This is a genomic window from Planotetraspora thailandica (assembly GCF_016863335.1).
GTDB lineage: Bacteria > Actinomycetota > Actinomycetes > Streptosporangiales > Streptosporangiaceae > Planotetraspora > Planotetraspora thailandica.
This window is the reverse complement of the sequence record NZ_BOOR01000004.1, coordinates 243937-259407: the sequence shown is the minus strand read 5'-3', so window position 1 is coordinate 259407 and position 15471 is coordinate 243937. Positions and strand designations below refer to the sequence as shown.

At 68.7% G+C, this 15471-nt stretch carries 16 protein-coding genes; 13 read left to right on the top strand and 3 right to left on the bottom strand.

The annotated features are described in order from the left end of the window. Positions 1 to 23 precede the first annotated feature (23 nt). Positions 24 to 476 carry a DUF4158 domain-containing protein gene (locus tag Pth03_RS02145; RefSeq protein WP_203942351.1) on the top strand — a complete coding sequence of 151 codons (453 nt, stop codon included), beginning with the start codon at positions 24 to 26 and terminating at the stop codon, positions 474 to 476. Between the two features lie 12 nt (positions 477 to 488). On the opposite strand, the gene Pth03_RS02140 is transcribed toward Pth03_RS02145, so the two are convergent. Further along, positions 489 to 1079 carry a TetR/AcrR family transcriptional regulator gene (locus Pth03_RS02140; RefSeq protein ID WP_203942350.1) on the bottom strand — a complete coding sequence of 197 codons (591 nt, stop codon included), beginning with the start codon at positions 1077 to 1079 and terminating at the stop codon, positions 489 to 491. 91 nt (positions 1080 to 1170) lie between these two features. On the opposite strand from Pth03_RS02140, the gene Pth03_RS02135 reads away from it, so the two are divergent. Continuing rightward, positions 1171 to 2679: a GMC family oxidoreductase gene (locus Pth03_RS02135; protein WP_203942349.1), complete on the top strand. Its 1509-nt coding sequence runs from the start codon at positions 1171 to 1173 to the stop codon at positions 2677 to 2679. A gap of 377 nt (positions 2680 to 3056) precedes the next feature. After that, positions 3057 to 4505, top strand: coding sequence for an aldehyde dehydrogenase (locus Pth03_RS02130; RefSeq protein ID WP_203942348.1), 1449 nt, complete (start codon positions 3057 to 3059; stop codon positions 4503 to 4505). 348 nt (positions 4506 to 4853) lie between these two features. Here Pth03_RS02130 and Pth03_RS41225 read toward each other — a convergent pair whose 3' ends face one another. Both Pth03_RS41225 and Pth03_RS02120 read right to left on the bottom strand, forming a co-directional pair. Then, a complete protein-coding gene (locus Pth03_RS41225; protein ID WP_239118694.1) occupies positions 4854 to 5543 on the bottom strand; it encodes a recombinase family protein in 690 nt (229 codons plus the stop codon). Further along, positions 5476 to 6138: a DUF4097 family beta strand repeat-containing protein gene (locus Pth03_RS02120; protein ID WP_203942347.1), complete on the bottom strand. Its 663-nt coding sequence runs from the start codon at positions 6136 to 6138 to the stop codon at positions 5476 to 5478. The genes Pth03_RS41225 and Pth03_RS02120 overlap by 68 nt, the downstream gene beginning before the upstream one ends. Positions 6139 to 6362: 224 nt before the next feature. On the opposite strand from Pth03_RS02120, the gene Pth03_RS02115 reads away from it, so the two are divergent. The 10 genes from Pth03_RS02115 (at position 6363) to Pth03_RS02070 (ending at position 15463) form a co-directional block, all read left to right on the top strand. Further along, positions 6363 to 7097 (top strand): helix-turn-helix domain-containing protein, encoded by a 735-nt coding sequence (locus tag Pth03_RS02115; protein WP_203942489.1) that lies wholly within the window; start codon positions 6363 to 6365, stop codon positions 7095 to 7097. 138 nt (positions 7098 to 7235) lie between these two features. Next, positions 7236 to 8180: an RNA polymerase sigma-70 factor gene (locus tag Pth03_RS02110; protein WP_203942346.1), complete on the top strand. Its 945-nt coding sequence runs from the start codon at positions 7236 to 7238 to the stop codon at positions 8178 to 8180. 94 nt (positions 8181 to 8274) lie between these two features. After that, positions 8275 to 9471, top strand: a complete 1197-nt coding sequence (locus Pth03_RS02105; RefSeq protein WP_203942345.1) for an NAD(P)/FAD-dependent oxidoreductase — start codon at positions 8275 to 8277, stop codon at positions 9469 to 9471. 166 nt (positions 9472 to 9637) lie between these two features. Then, complete coding sequence (locus Pth03_RS02100; protein WP_203942344.1) at positions 9638 to 10543, top strand: dihydrodipicolinate synthase family protein; 906 nt, start codon at positions 9638 to 9640, stop codon at positions 10541 to 10543. Then, on the top strand, positions 10540 to 11541 hold the full coding sequence (locus Pth03_RS02095; protein ID WP_203942343.1) for a proline racemase family protein: 1002 nt from the start codon (positions 10540 to 10542) through the stop codon (positions 11539 to 11541). The genes Pth03_RS02100 and Pth03_RS02095 overlap by 4 nt, the downstream gene beginning before the upstream one ends. A gap of 2 nt (positions 11542 to 11543) precedes the next feature. Continuing rightward, entirely contained in the window at positions 11544 to 12221 is a 678-nt protein-coding gene (locus tag Pth03_RS02090; protein ID WP_203942342.1) for a GntR family transcriptional regulator, read from the top strand. A 55-nt stretch (positions 12222 to 12276) separates the two neighbouring features. Beyond that, complete coding sequence (locus Pth03_RS02085; protein WP_203942341.1) at positions 12277 to 13434, top strand: NAD(P)/FAD-dependent oxidoreductase; 1158 nt, start codon at positions 12277 to 12279, stop codon at positions 13432 to 13434. Next, entirely contained in the window at positions 13431 to 13739 is a 309-nt protein-coding gene (locus Pth03_RS02080; protein ID WP_239118693.1) for a (2Fe-2S)-binding protein, read from the top strand. The genes Pth03_RS02085 and Pth03_RS02080 overlap by 4 nt, the downstream gene beginning before the upstream one ends. Continuing rightward, positions 13723 to 15213 (top strand): FAD/NAD(P)-dependent oxidoreductase, encoded by a 1491-nt coding sequence (locus Pth03_RS02075; protein ID WP_203942340.1) that lies wholly within the window; start codon positions 13723 to 13725, stop codon positions 15211 to 15213. Before Pth03_RS02080 ends, Pth03_RS02075 begins: the two co-directional genes overlap by 17 nt. A 70-nt stretch (positions 15214 to 15283) precedes the next feature. Next, positions 15284 to 15463 (top strand): VOC family protein, encoded by a 180-nt coding sequence (locus Pth03_RS02070; RefSeq protein WP_203942339.1) that lies wholly within the window; start codon positions 15284 to 15286, stop codon positions 15461 to 15463. The last annotated feature ends 8 nt before the right edge of the window (positions 15464 to 15471 follow it).

Genomic DNA, 15471 nt, shown 5'->3' with positions numbered 1-15471 from the left:
GTTCACGGTCATGCCTTGTTGGGATGGGCCGGAATACGAGCGGAACGTGCCACAACCCGGCCGACCTGATCAACGTGGCGTTGGAGGAGTTGCTGGAATCTGGCCGGGAGTTGCCTGGATACACCACGCTGGACCGGATGGTGGCCAAGATCCGCGCCGAGGTGAACCGGGACGTGTTTGCCACTGTCGCCGACCGGATCACTCCGGGGCAGCGCGCAAGGCTGGAAGAGCTGCTGGTGGTGGACTCGTCCAGTCGGCGCAGCCGGTTCGATCGGCTGAAGGACCCGGCAAAAGCCGCGACGATCGGCAAGTTCAAGGTCCGCTTGGCGCATCTTGCCGACCTGGACGCGCTCGGGCCGACCGACGCATGGCTGCGAGTGCAGGAGAACGTCCGTGATTTAGCGCGTCCACCTCCGGTTCGGGAAGTCAGCCCAGCGAGGCGAAGCTGCCACCAGCCATCGGGGGGCGACAGCTGAGGTGTCCACCGATCACGAGGAAGTTTCAGGAGTCGCGGTAGTGGGCCGGACAAGCTTTTCCGCCGCTCGCACTGCGGCAGCCCTGCGTTCCTCCAGCGTCGGTCGTCCGTCCGCACTCGATTCGAGCAGTGAGTGTTCCGTGGCCATCAGCCGAACGATCCCAAGCAGCATGCTGAGCAGGACAGTGGGGTCCCAGGCGGGGTCGACGGTCGCGGCTTCCTGCCCGCGCCGCAACTCCTCCACCTTGATTGCGTAGATGCTGCCGCCTCGACTACGAAAGTCCCGGGTTCCGTCCATGCTGATCCGGTCGTAGAGGCGAACAATGTCCGGATCCGCGATGTAGATGTCGAAGAGGCGCCCGACGAAGCCGGGCACGTCGTCGGCGCTGAACCGCACCTCGTCGGCAGTGGATTTAATCACTCCGGCGCATACGGCGTCGAAGAGCTCGTCCTTGTCGGCGAAGTAGGCATACAGGCGCTCCTTGCTCGCTCGCGCCTTGGTCGCGATCCGGTTGATACGGGCTCCAGCGAGCCCGTACTCGGCGAACTCTTTCCTAGCCTCCGTGAGGATCCGCTGGCGGGTGGCCTCTCCTGCTGCACGCATGCGTCGAGTCTACTTGCCAAACCGTTTGGTTCGGATTAGCCTCCCGAAAGCGGACATTCATGCCGTTACAAGCGCATTGGAGGACATTGGTGTGTATGACTACATAGTGGTAGGGGCGGGCACTGCAGGCTGTGTGCTGGCCAATCGGCTGTCCGCCGACCCCGCACGGCGGGTGCTCCTCCTGGAGGCCGGCCGCGCAGACGACGTGCCCGAGATGGCCGACTGGAGGGCCTGGCGCGGACTCCTGGGCTCAGAGGTGGACTGGGGCACCCGGACCGTCCCGCAGCGGTCGGCCGGCGACACCGTCTACCTGCTGTCACGAGGCAAGGTCCTCGGGGGTTCGAGTGGCATCAATGGGTCCATGCACCTGCGCGGTCACCGCTCGACCTACGACAAGTGGGCCGAGGCGGGGGCCACGGGATGGGACTACGACAGCCTCCTCCCCTACTTCAAACGCAGCGAGTCGGCGCCCGGCCGCGACGCGACCTATCGCGGCACCGACGGGCCGATGCTCGTTACTCCGCCCGCCAGGAGCGGGATGCTCCTCGACAGCGCGTTCGCTGCGGCCGTGGCCGAGGGCCACCCGGTGAGTGCCGATCTCAACGGAGCGCAGTCGGTCGGCGTCGGCTGGCACGACCTGACCGGCATCGAAGGCAGGAGGCAGAGCGCTGCCGACGCTTACATCAGGCCCTACCTCGACCGCCACAACCTGACCGTGGTCGCCGACGCACTTGTCCACCGCCTGGTCATCAGCGACGGACGGTGCAGCGGAGTCGAGTACGCCGTGAACGGACAGGCCACGCAGACGGAAACCGCGCGAGAGGTAGTACTCACAGCGGGGGCCGTCGGCTCCCCCCATCTGCTCATGATCTCGGGCGTGGGCCCTGCTGCCCACCTTCGCGAGACCGGCATCGACGTGCAGGCCGACGTCCCGGGCGTCGGCGCAAACCTCCATGAACACCTTCAGTCCCTGCATGTTGTCCGCACCGCGCAGTCGGGCCCGGCCCCCAGCCGCCCCGACCTGGTGGACAGGTTCATGCTCCGCTTTCGCACCGATCCTGCGGAGCCCGATCCGGACGGCGAAGCGGTCTTTCTTGACTACCCCATCCCCTCACCCGAGGGCGACGCGCCGCTGAACGGGGTCACCCTGTCGTTCGCGCTGATGACACCCGCCGCCCGGGGCTCCGTCCGGCTCGCAGGACGCGACATCGACACCCCGCCCCTGGTGGATCCGAACTACCTGGGTGACCCCTCGGACGTCGACCGCATGGTACAGATCCTGCGCGTGGTACGCAGGATCACCGAGCGGATGCCCTGGCGCGAGGAGGAACTGCTGCCCGGGCCCGATGTCCGAAGCGACGAGGAGTGCGCGGCCTACCTCCGCAACACCGTCCAGCCGTTCTGGCACCCAGCAGGAACCTGCCGTATGGGCAGTGACACCCACGCGGTCGTCGATCCGGACCTCCGCGTCAACGGAGTGAGAGGGCTGCGCATCGCGGACGCCTCTGTCATGCCGGCGCCCATCTCCGCCCACAACAACGCCACCGTCCTGGCCATCGCAGAGAAAGCAGCGGACCTCATTCTGCACGCCGAGCGCTGAAGCGTGTCGCAGGAAGGTGCGCACCCGTAGTTGCGCCTGGAGGCGCCGACTGTCCGGTCACGCACCGGGATCAGTCTGCCGTCCGTAATCCATGGCCGTTCCATCGCGCCGACGGGGCCGACTCGATGGTCGGCAGGAGCCGTAGGCCCCGAAGGACCGGCGCACCGTGGACGGCGAGCAGCAGCTCGCACACGACCCCTCCAAACTGCCATACCCGCAGCCGTGGAATCTGTGTCAGCTCCAGCGCAGCGCTGCGCCACCGGTGAATTTGTCTGTGGCGTGGTCCTGCAACCCCGTTACTCGGCACGAGGAGAACGGGGGACACCTCCATCCCGAGTTGTTCACCACATAGGCGCACGATTGAAATGAGTTCCGACATGACGATCGAACACGACGGCTTGTTCATTGGCGGCGACTGGGTCGCCCCTCACTCCACAGCCCGGATCACGGTGACATCGCCGGCATCCGAGCAGCCCCTCGGCTCGGTTCCACACGCCGACGAGGAAGATGTCGACAAAGCGGTATCAGCCGCTCGCAAAGCGTTCGATGACCCGCAGGGCTGGGCGCACTGGGACCCAGCCCGTAGGGCCGAAGCCCTCCACCGTTTCGCCGACGTGATGGAACAGCGCAGTAGTGAGATCGCGCGGTCTGTCACAGCCCAGAACGGCATGCCCCTCATGTTCTCGGAGCCCAGTGAGGGGCGCACGTCCGCCTTTGTACTGCGGCACGCCGCCCGACTGATCACAGAGATGCCGCCGGAGCGCATGCAGGAACGCGCGGACGGAACCGGCAGGACGCTGATCCGGCGGGAGCCTATCGGTGTCGTCGGAGCCATCCCCGCCTGGAACTTCCCCCAGACACTCGCGGCGTTCAAGTACGCTTCCGCCCTCGCCGCCGGATGCACCGTTGTACTTAAACCCCCACAGGAAACTGTTCTCGACGCGGTGCTCCTCGCCGACGTGGTCAAGGAAGCGGGCCTGCCCCCAGGGGTCATGAACATCGTCTTCGGCGGCGCAGAGACAGGCTCTTCCCTCGTAGGCCACCCGGGAGTGGACAAGATCGGGTTCACCGGGTCGACAGCCGTCGGACGCCTGATCGCAGAGAAATGCGCCCGCCTGCTGAAGCCCGTCACCCTCGAACTCGGCGGTAAGTCTGCGGCCGTGCTGCTCGACGACGTGGACGTCGACGCAGTAGTGAACAGCGCCGCATTCTTGATCATGACCATGTTCAACAGCGGTCAGGCATGCTGGGCGTCCACCCGCATCCTGGCGCCCCGCTCACGCTACGAGGAAATCGTCGAGGCGATGGCGTCCATGATGGGCAAGCTTGTGGTCGGTGACCCCATGGACCCGGAAACACAGATCGGTCCCATGGCCACAGAGAAACACCGGGCACGGGTGGAGGGCTACATCCGCAAGGGGGTAGGGGAGGGGGCCCGTCTCGTAACCGGGGGAGGCCGCCCCCAGCACCCAGAAAAGGGCTGGTTCGTCGAACCTACCCTCTTCGCAGACGTCGACAACCGCTCCACCATCGCCCAGGATGAGATTTTCGGGCCCGTCCTGTCCGTGATCCCTTACCAGGACGAAGACGACGCCGTGCGCATCGCAAATGCCTCGCGCTATGGACTCTCAGGTACCGTCTGGACCAAAAGCACAGACCGCGGCATAGCCCTCGCACGCCGCGTTCATAGCGGCATGTACTCGATCAACGGAAGGCGAACCGACCTGGGAGCCCCGTTCGGAGGCGAGAAAGAGAGCGGATTGGGGCGGGAACTCGGTATGGAAGGGCTGGCTTCCTACCAGCGTCTCCAGTCAATCTTTGTATAGACGTCCTCCGTTGTCGAAATCAGCGACTCTATCGGGAATCTTGAGGTTCCCCGGCGGAAGGGCATGGTGACCGGGCAGGCTCGGCTTGAGCTCCACCCTCGACTGTGCGGGCGGCGCGGGCGAGCATTCCACTATGAAAAGCTCTGGGTTCCCGAGTGCCTCTCCAGGTCATCCAGCCCCAGGACCAGAGCATTTTCCGTGTAGAGCACGTCGGTCGGGCGGTTGAGGGGATCTCGGGATCGGTGAGCGAACCCAAGGGTTCATAGCCTCCCAGACCACCCCAACGGTCCAGCGTCGCCCCTTGGGTTCGCGGGAACTCTGGGCTTTCTAGGCCCTCCGCTCCCGAAGCTACGGCGAAGTGACAAGTAGCTGAGCGCGACGCGTGGCCGTGGCTGCCTGCTCGTCGTGCCCACGCAGCATGCGCAGGACGGTCGCGGGTGAGGGGTGCCGGCCCTTCTTCGCGCCCTTGGTGATGACGAGGCGCTTGGCGATGTCGCGCAGGCTCATCTCCTGCTCGCGCAGGTGAAGGGCCATGGACAGCATGTCGTCGTCGGTGACACCCGCACCTCCGATGGTCCTGCCGCGCTTGCGGGCGGACTCGTGGCCTTCTAGGGTGCGGTCGCGGATGTACTCGCGTTCCATACCTGACAGGGCGGCCAGGACGGTGAACACGATGCCGGAGGGGTCGTGCGAGCCCTGGAGCTCACCGGTGAGGAACTCCAGGCCGACGTCACTCGCCTTCAGTTCCTCGGCCAGGGTGGCCAGTTCAATGCCGCGGCCGAGCCGCTTGTGCTCGAGGCGTCTCTTCGAGTCCGCGGATGTCCCCGCCACCCCTGGCCGCTGGTGCGTGGCACGTTTGCTCGTATTCCGGTCCCACCCCTTGTTGAAGGTGTTCTTGGCCCAGAGGTAGGAGACGGCGGCGAGACCGGCGCTGTTGCCTATCGGGGTGCCGAGGAGGCCGCGGACCGGGTCAGAGGCTTCGGGCGGCGATGTCGCCGTGAGAAGTGGTCGCGTGGATCTCGAGCTCGGCAGTGCCATCGTTCTTGAGGGCGTTGCTGACACGGCCGTGGCCGGTGCCGGCGTCCAGGGAGGCCGAGACGCCGGCGGCGGCGCCGACCGAGATGTCGCCGGACTGGGTGCGGAGCACTACCGTGCCGCGTACGGCCTCGGCGATCCGGATGTCGCCTCTTGCGGTGCTGATCTCCGCGGGGCCGTTGAGCCGGCCGACCTCGACGTCGCCGTCGATCGCGGTGAGGCGGACGCTCGAAGCCTCGTCCAGCTTGATCTGGCGATACGCGCCTTCGAAGGCGACGTCGCCGAGCCGTCCCACGGCCCGGAATTCGGCACTGGCCGCCTTCACCTCGACCCGGGAACCGGCGGGCAGCTGGATCGTCACCTCGATGGACCCGGAGGGGCCGAGGAACTGGTTCTTCGCCGAGGTCTCGACCCGCAGGACGCCGTCGCCGTATTCGACCGTGGTCTGCTCCGCCACCTTCACGTCGCGGCCCTTTGAGGCGTCCGCGGGCAGGACCTCGACCGCGGTGTCGGCCCGGTCGGCGGCGATGAACTGAACACGCCCCGCAGGGATGTCCAGGACGGCGGCGATCGGGGCGGGGGTGTCGAACTTCTGCATCATGTGCTCCCTGTGCTGTGTCGTTTCGAATACTGGAAACGCTACGTTGCCTTCACGGATTACACAACGCGATCTTTGCATGGAATTCATATCTATGCAGGTAGAAGCCATAAAATCGTTGCAGTGGCCATGAGAGATAATGCAACAAGAGCCATAGGTTCGTTGCAACCGATTGGAAGTGAACGCTAAGGTGGAGGCCTCAAAGGAACATGAGGGAGATCGCGATGCCCGGAGGCAGGCTCACCCAGCAGGACCGCCAGCAGATCGCGCTGGGGCTGGCCGACGGCCTCGCCTACGCCGAGATCGCCCGGCGTCTCGACCGCCCCACCTCCACGATCACGCGTGAGGTGATGCGCAACGGCGGCCCCACCGGCTACCGCGCCGACCTGGCCCACCGCGCCACCGAACGCCGCACCCACCGGCGCAGGCCCGCCTCCTCCCGAGGGTCGGAGTCGGTTCCCCAACCACACGGACGCGACGCCGAGGCCGTGCGCGAGTACGAGGAGATGCTCACCACCGTCTTCATGCAATCGGGCCTGCCCAAGATGATGGCCCGGGTGCTGGTCTGCCTCTACACCACCGATGCGGGCAGCCTCACCGCCTCCGAACTCACCCAGCGCCTCCAGGTCAGCCCGGCGTCCATCTCCAAAGCGATTACATTCCTGGAGAGCCTGGACCTGATCCGCCGGGAACGTGACGAACGCCGCCGCGAGCGCTACGTCGTCGACGACGACCTCTGGTACCAGTCGATGATCCGCAGCGCCCGAGACAACGCCCAGCTCTCCGAGGCCGCCCGGCAGGGCGTCGGCATCCTCGGCCGTGGCACCCCGGCCGCCGCCCGCCTCGAGAACACCGCCCGCTTCCTCGACTTCGTCGGCGAAAGCATCATCCGTGCCGCGGAGCAGGCCCGCGAAGTCCTCTACACGAAAGCGGAAGCCCACAAGCCTGACGACGAGTGATCAAGAGCGCGGCCCGATTCTGCCGTGTTCCGGATGGGCCGTAGCTACCTGCGTCCGCCAGGTCGGATAGCGCGTCGAACGGCGAAGGGCCCCATCGCGGCGGCGGAGAACTCGCGCCGCGCGATCTAGGATCGGGTCATGCCCTTGACCGCGAACGACGTCGACCGGTTCGAGGCCTCCAGGCCGCGACTGGAGGCCATCGCCTACCGCCTCCTCGGCTCCGCCGCGGAGGCCGAGGACGCCGTGCAGGAGACGTTCCTGCGCTGGCAGGCCGCCGACATCGACCGCATCGAGGTCCCCGAGGCCTGGCTGACGAAGGTCCTCACCAACCTGTGCCTCAACCAGCTCACCTCCGCGCGGGCGCGCCGCGAGACCTATGTAGGCCAATGGCTTCCCGAGCCGCTGCTCGCCGGGGACCCGATGCTCGGCCCGGCCGACACCGCCGAGCAGCGCGAAACGGTCTCGTACGCGGTCCTCACCCTCATGGAGCGCCTCTCCCCCAACGAGCGGGCGGTGTACGTGCTGCGGGAGGCCTTCGACTACCCGCACCGGGAGATCGCCGAGATCCTCGACATCACCGAGGCCGCCAGCCAGCAGATCTTCCACCGCGCCAAGAAGCACGTCGCGGACGGCAAGGCCCGCACCGAGATCGACGAGGCCGCCGCCCGGCGGATCGTCGAGGAATTCCTGGCGGCCGCCACCAGCGGCCAGATCGAGCCGCTCGTGCGCCTGCTCACCGAGGACGCCATCTCGATCGGCGACGGCGGCGGGAAAGTCCCGGCCCGCGCCAAGGCGTTCGAGGGCGCCGTCGCGGTCGCGAAGTTCCTGCGGGGCCTGTTCAAACCCAGCGAGGCCAAGCGCGCCCTGGCCGGCGGCGCGCCCGAGGTCTACGCCTGGACCGCCAACGGCGACCCCGCCGTCGTGGCCGTCGTGGACGGCCAGGTCGTCGGCGTCATGTGCTTGGAGGTCACCGCCGAGGGCATCGCCGCGTTCCACACCCAGGTCAACCCCGACAAGCTCGAACGCGCGACCGCGCACTGGGCCGCCGCCGACCACGGGAAGCCCCTGTTCAACGCCTTCTAACCCGCTATGTGAGGTGCATCACATCGCGTTCCTGTCAGGAAACGGCGGGCCGCCCGGTTCAAGTGGCAAACCCGCGCAAGACAGGAGCAAGGAAATGCAGCACCGCATCGTCGTCCTCGGAGCCGGATACACCGGAGCCATCGCCGCCGGCCGCCTCGCCAAGCGGCTCCGCCGCGAGGACGTCGCCATCACCCTCGTCAACGCCGAGCCCGACTTCGTCGAACGCGTCCGCATGCACCAGCTGGCGACCGGCCAGGACCTCAAGCCCCGGCCATTCAGCGAGATGTTCGCGGGCACCGGCGTCGAACTGAGGCTCGCGAAGGTCACCGGCGTCGACGTCGACCGCAAGACCGTCGCCGTCATCGACGCGAACGGCGCCGAAGAACTCGCCTACGACACGCTCGTCTACGCCCTCGGCAGCGGCTGGAACGCCCAAGGCGTTCCCGGGACCGCCGAGCACGCCTATGAGATCGCCAGCCGCCCCGGAGCACTCCGGCTGCGCGAGCGCCTGGCCCGCCTCGACGCCGGGCAGACCGTGGTCGTCGTCGGCGGCGGCCTCACCGGCCTGGAGGCCGCGACCGAGATCGCCGAGGCCCGCCCGGACCTCAGCGTCTCCCTCGCCGCCCGCGGCGGCCTCGGCGACTGGCTCTCGCCCAAGGGCCGCGAGCACCTGCGGAAGGTCTTCGGCAAGCTCGGGATCACCGCGCACGAGCACGCCGCCGTCACCGCCGTCGAAGCCGACCGCGTCGCCACCGCCGACGGCAAGGCCATCCCGGCCGCGGTCGCCGTGTGGACCACCGGCTTCGCGGTCCACCCGATCGCGAAGGCGACCGCCCTGGAGGTCACCGGCACCGGCCAGATCGTGGTCGACGGGACCATGCGCTCGGTCTCGCACCCGGACGTGTACGCCGTCGGCGACGCGGCCATGGTGATGGGCCCCGGGGACAAGCCGCTGCGGATGTCGTGCGCCTCGGGAAGTCCGACCGCGTGGCAGGCCGCCGACGCGATCGCGGCGCGCCTGACCGGCGGGAAGCTCCCGAACGTGCCGATCCGCTACTTCAACCAGTGCATCTCCTTGGGCCGCAAGGAGGGCTTGATCCAGTACGTCACCGCCGACGACCGCGCCGTGCAGGCGGTCCTGACCGGACGGCTCGCCGCCCTCTACAAGGAGCTGATCTGCAAGGGTGCCGCCTGGAGCGTCGTCAACCCGACGCTCGGGCTGCCGACCCGGCGCCACCGCGTCACGCGGGAGCAGGCCGCGGCGGGCTCGGCCGTCGAGGCGACGGCGTAGAACACGAAGCGAAGCGAGCGCCCTCGAGGCTGCCGCGTGCTAGGCCGGCCCTACTCGTGTACACCCCCTGAAGATCAGAACTCCGTACAGGTCGATGATCACTGCTTGAGCCATGTGACATTGCACGGGTAATTTCAGAGGCACGCTTCAGCAAGGAGACTTCGGCATGACCATCCCCGCAAAGGCGTGGCGCGGCGTGCACGTCGCGTCGGCGCTGCCCCTCAACGACGATCTCTCCATCGACTATGACGGCTTCGCGGAACACGTGAGATTCCTCGCCGAGGGCGGCTGCGACGGGGTGACTCCCAACGGTTCGCTGGGCGAGTACCAGACGCTGACTCCGGAGGAGCGGGCCCGCGTCGTCGAGACCGCCGTCCAGGCCGCCCCCGCCGAATTCGGCGTCATGCCCGGCGTCTCCGCCTACGGCGCGCTGGAGTCCCGCCGGTGGGCCGAGCAGGCCGCGGCCGCCGGAGCCACGTCGGTCCTCCTGCTTCCGCCGAACGCCTACCGCGCCACGCGTGAGGCCGTCGTCGCGCACTACCGGGAGGTCGCGCAGGTCGGGCTGCCGGTCGTCGCGTACAACAACCCGATCGACACCAAGGTCGACCTAACCCCCGAGCTCCTCGCCGAACTGTTCCACGAGGGCCTGATCGTCGCCGTAAAGGAGTTCACCGGCGATGTCCGCAGGGCGTACGAGATCGCGGAGCTGGCGCCAGGTCTGGACATCCTCGTCGGCGCCGACGACGTGCTGCTCGAGTTGGGCATCGCCGGGGCCGTCGGCTGGATCGCCGGTTACCCGAACATGATCCCGCAAAGCACGGCCGAGCTGTACCGCCTGGCGACGTCCGGCGATCCGGCCGACATCGCCAAGGCGCTGCCGATCTACCGCGACCTGCACCCGCTGCTGCGCTGGGACTCCAGGACGGAGTTCGTCCAGTCGATCAAGTTGTCCATGGACCTCGCGGGCCGTAAGGGCGGCGCCTGCCGTCCGCCGCGCCTGCCGCTCTCGCCCGAGCAGACCGCCCGGATCACCGCCGACACCGAAGCCGTCCTCGCGAAGGGTTACAAGTGAGATCGCGCCGCACCTTCCACGCCGTCGACTCGCACACCGAGGGCATGCCCACACGCGTCATCGTCGGGGGCGTGGGCACCATCCCCGGTGCGACGATGGCCGAGCGCCGGCTGTGGTTCATGGACAACAGCGACGACATCCGCACGCTGCTCATGTACGAGCCGCGCGGCCACGCGGCGATGAGCGGTGCGATCCTGCAGCCGCCGACCCGTCCCGACGCCGACTACGGCGTGCTGTTCATCGAGGTCTCCGGCCTGCTGCCGATGTGCGGCCACGGCACGATCGGGGTCGCCACGGTCCTCGTCGAGACCGGGATGGTGCCCGTCGTCGAACCGGTGACCACCATCCGGCTCGACACTCCCGCCGGGCTCGTCGTCGCGTCCGTGGAGGTTGAGAACGGGGCGGCGGCGTCGGTCACCATCCAGAACGTGCCGTCGTTCTCGTACGCGCTGGACCGGAAGGTGAAGGTCGCCGGCTTCGGCGAGGTCGGCTACGACATGGCCTTCGGCGGGAACTTCTACGCGGTCGTCGAGCTGGCCGGTCTGGGGCTGCCCTTCGACCGGTCCCGCGCCGGCGACCTGCTGACCGCCGGTCTTGCGATCATGGATGCGGTGAACGAGCACGACCGGCCCGTCCACCCCGAGCGCGACGACATCAACGGGTGCCACCACGTCTACCTGAAGGCTCCCGGCTCGACCGCCAAACTGTCGCGGCACGCCATGGCCATCCACCCCGGCTGGTTCGACCGTTCCCCGTGCGGCACCGGGACGAGCGCCCGTATGGCCCAGCTCCACGCCCGCGGAGAGCTGGCGATCGGCGAGGACTTCGTGAACGAGTCGTTCATCGGCACGCGCTTCACGGGCCGGCTGCTCGGCGAGACCACGGTCGGGTCGCTTCCGGCGGTGCTGCCGTCGATCACCGGCCGGGCCTGGGTCACCGGAACCTCGCAATTCCACCTCGATCCGAGCGACCCCTTCCCCGCCGGGTTCCTCCTGTGACCATGGCCTCCACACCGCACCTGCAGGCGGTCGGCCGCCGGGAGAACCTCCGCGACCGGATCAGGGACGCCCTGCGCGCCGCGATCATCTCAGGACAGCTCCAGCCGGGCGTGGTCTACTCGGCCCCCACGCTCGGCGCGCAGTTCGGCGTCTCACCCACCCCCGTACGGGAGGCCATGCTCGACCTGGTGAAGGAGGGCCTGGTCGTCCCGCACCCGAACAAGGGTTTCCGGATCACGCAGGTGTCGGAGGAGGATCTCGACAACCTGGCCGCCATCCGCCTCCTCATCGAGCCGCCGACCGTACGGGACAGCGTGGCCGTGATCCCCGAGGAGGACCTCCTTCACCTGCGGACGCTGGCGCAGGACATCGTCGACGCCGCGGAAAGCGGCGACCTGGTCGGCTACATCGAGGCCGACCACGTCTTCCACCTCACCCTGCTCGGCTACAGCCGCAACCGGTTCCTCGTGGACGTCGTCGCCGGCCTGCGCAGGCAGACGCGGCTGCTCGGCCTGACCCCGTTGCTGCACAACGGCATGCTGGTCCGCTCTGCCGCCGAGCACCACGAGCTCATGGACCTCATCCAGGCTCGCGACCCGGCGGCGACCGAGACTTTGATGCGCCGCCACATCGGCCACGTGCGGGGCCTGTGGGCGGGTGGCGCCGAGGACGCGCCATGAGCATGGATCTCGTCGTCCCCGGGTGGCCAGGGCGTACGGCTGCCGAGGGCTCTTCATGAGCGCGGACCTGGTGATCGTCGGGGCAGGCGTGGTGGGCGCGGCCGGCGCGTATTTCGCGTCGCTGGCCGGGCTCCGGGTGGTCGTCGTCGAACGTGGCGCGATCGCCGGTGGCACGTCCAGCGCCGGCGAGGGCAACCTGCTGGTCTCCGACAAGGAGGCCGGTCCCGAGCTCGACCTGGCGTTGTACTCGCAGCAGGTCTGGCGTGACGACCTGGCGGAATATGCCGGCCTGTGGGAGTTCGAGGCCAAGGGCGGCCTGGTCGTCGCCGGCTCGGAGCGGAGTCTTGCCGCGCTGCGCGAGCTCAGCGTCCACCAGCGCCGGAGCGGTGTCGAGGTCCGTGACGTCGCCCAGGCGGAACTCCGCGACTACGAGCCGCATCTTTCGCCCGAGCTCACCGGAGCCGCCTACTACCCCCAGGACGCCCAGGTTCAGCCGATGCTGGTGGTCGCCCACCTGCTCCGCCTGGCCCGCGAACGAGGGGCGCAGGTGCGCACGCACACCGAGGTGGTCGGGTTCCTCCGCGACGGCGACCGGGTGACGGGCGTGCGGACCGTGCGCGGCGACATTCCGGCCGGCGCGGTGCTCAACGCGGCAGGAACGTGGGCCGGTGGCGTGGCCGAGTTCGCCGGAGTGCGGGTCCCTGTGCTGCCCCGCCGCGGTTTCATCCTGGTCACCCAGCCCATGCCGCCCCGGACGATCCGCCACAAGGTGTACGCGGCCGAGTACGTCGGCGACGTGGCGAGCTCCGACGCCGCTCTGCAGACCTCGCCTGTCGTCGAAGGCACAGCGAGCGGCACGATCCTCATCGGCTCGTCGCGCGAGCGGGTCGGGTTCGACCGCACGGTGTCCGTCCCCGCGATCAGCGCGCTCGCTGCCAAGGCGATCGCGCTCTTCCCGATGCTCCGGCAGGTCCGGGCCATGCGCACATACCTTGGCTTCCGCCCGTACTGCCCCGACCATCTGCCCGTCATCGGGCCCGACCCACGGGCACCCGGCCTCTGGCACGCCTGCGGCCACGAGGGAGCCGGCATCGGCCTGTCCGCCGGAACCGGCAAGCTGATCGCCCACGCTGTGACAGGGGAGAAGCCCGACCTGGACCTCACGCCCTTCGCCCCCGACCGCTTCCAGGACGCCGAGGAGGCGCTCCATTGACGTCCCAGGACGCGAGCAAGAAGTTTCCCCGGCTCCAGATGGCCTTCCGCGGCACTCCCATCCCCACCGAGCCGGGCCAGAGCGTCGGTGCGGCCCTGGTCGCCGCTGGGATCCTCGGCTGGCGCAGCACCCGTAAAGGCGGCAGACCCCGCGGCCTGTTCTGCGGCATCGGCGTCTGCTTCGACTGCCTGATCACCATCGACGGCGTCCCCGATCAGCGGGCCTGCCTGATCCCCGCCGCCGACGGCATGCGCCTCGCCGACGACGCGCACGACGAGGAGGACGACGATGTCCGGCCCGCATGATGTCGCCGTGGTCGGTGCGGGTCCGGCAGGACTCGCCGCCGCCGTCGAGGCCGCCGAGGCCGGGCTCGCCGTAGCGCTCATCGACGCCGCCGGCCAGCCCGGCGGCCAGTACTGGCGGCACTACGACGAGACCCACCCCCGCCGCGACGACCACGTCGGCCAGCACGGCTGGCAGACGTTCACCGGTCTGCGGGAGCGCCTGCACGCCCTGCGCGACACCGGCCGGATCCACTACCTGCCCGGCCACCAGGTCTGGCTCATCACCCGCGACGAGACCGGCGCGTTCACCCTGCAGATGACGGGTGTGGTCACGCGGTCCGAAAGATCCCTCGTCGCGCGGGCGCTGATTCTTTGTGCCGGGGGATACGACCGGCAACTGCCCGTCCCCGGGTGGGACCTGCCCGGAGTGATGGCCGCCGGGGGAGTGCAGGCGCTGGTCAAAGGGCATCGCACGCTCGCCGGGAAGCGTGCCGTCGTCGCGGGGACCGGGCCGTTCCTGTTGCCGGTGGCCACGGGTCTGGCGCGATCCGGCGCGACCGTCGCAGCCGTCGTCGAGGCCAACGACACTCTCGGCTGGCTGCGTGACCCGTTCGGAGCCGTGTCCTCTCCTGCCAAAGGGGGTGAGGCTGTCCAGTACGCGGCGGCGATGGCCCGGCGCCGCATTCCGTACCGGACCCGGACCGCGGTCCGCGAGATCCTCGGCGATCGCAGGGTCGAGGGGGTCCGGGTCGCCAAGGTGGATCGCGACGGCCGTCCCGTCGGACCGGAAAGGGAGATAGCCGCCGATCTCGTGGCGTTCGGCTGGGGATTCACCCCTTCGCTGGAGCTGCCTCTCATGCTCGGAGTGGAAACCCGCAAGGACGTCGACGGTTCGCTCGTCGTGGTCGTCGACGGCCTCCAGCGCAGCAGCGTCGAGAGCGTCTACGTGGCGGGAGAGGGTACCGGAGTCGGCGGCGCCGCTCTGGCCGTCGACGAGGGCCGGTTGAGCGCGCTCGCCCTTGCCGCCTCACTGCGTCCAATTTCACTGCGTCCGACTTCACTGGGCCCGACGACGGCATCGGCCGAGATCCCGCGGTTGCAGCGGCGGATTCTGCGGGCCCGGCGGTTCGCCGCCGCCATGCACCGGACGTATCCGGTTCCGCGCGCGTGGACGGAGTGGCTGTCGGAGTCGACGCTGGTCTGCCGCTGCGAGGAGGTCTCGTACGGTGAACTCCACCGAGCCCATGACGATCTCGGCGCGGAGGACCCGCGCACGCTGAAGATGCTGGCCAGGCCCGGGATGGGCTGGTGTCAGGGACGGGTCTGCGGCTTCGCGACCGCGGGAATCGCGGCCTGCCTGAGCCGCCGCGAGACCACCTCGGAAGATCTTCGTGCACTGTCCACCCGCAGCTTCGCGGCCCCGGTGGCCCTGGGGGAACTCGCCGAGCTCGCCGACGACATGACGTCCGGCGATGCGACGGAAGACCTCATGTAAGCGTCCACGGAACCGGCCGACCCGACGCCACACTGGTTTCCGGCGTCATTCCAAGAGCAGGAGGTCGGCCATGTTCACTCAGCTCTTTCCGATCCTGACCACGCCTGACATGACAAGGGCGCTGTGGTTCTACCGCGACCTGATCGGCGGCGAGGTGACGTACCAGTTCCCCGTCAGCGGCGAACCTGAGTACGTCTCCCTGCGGATCGGCGAGTCCGAACTCGGAATCAGCTTGGCTGCGTGCGGTTGACGCCTTGT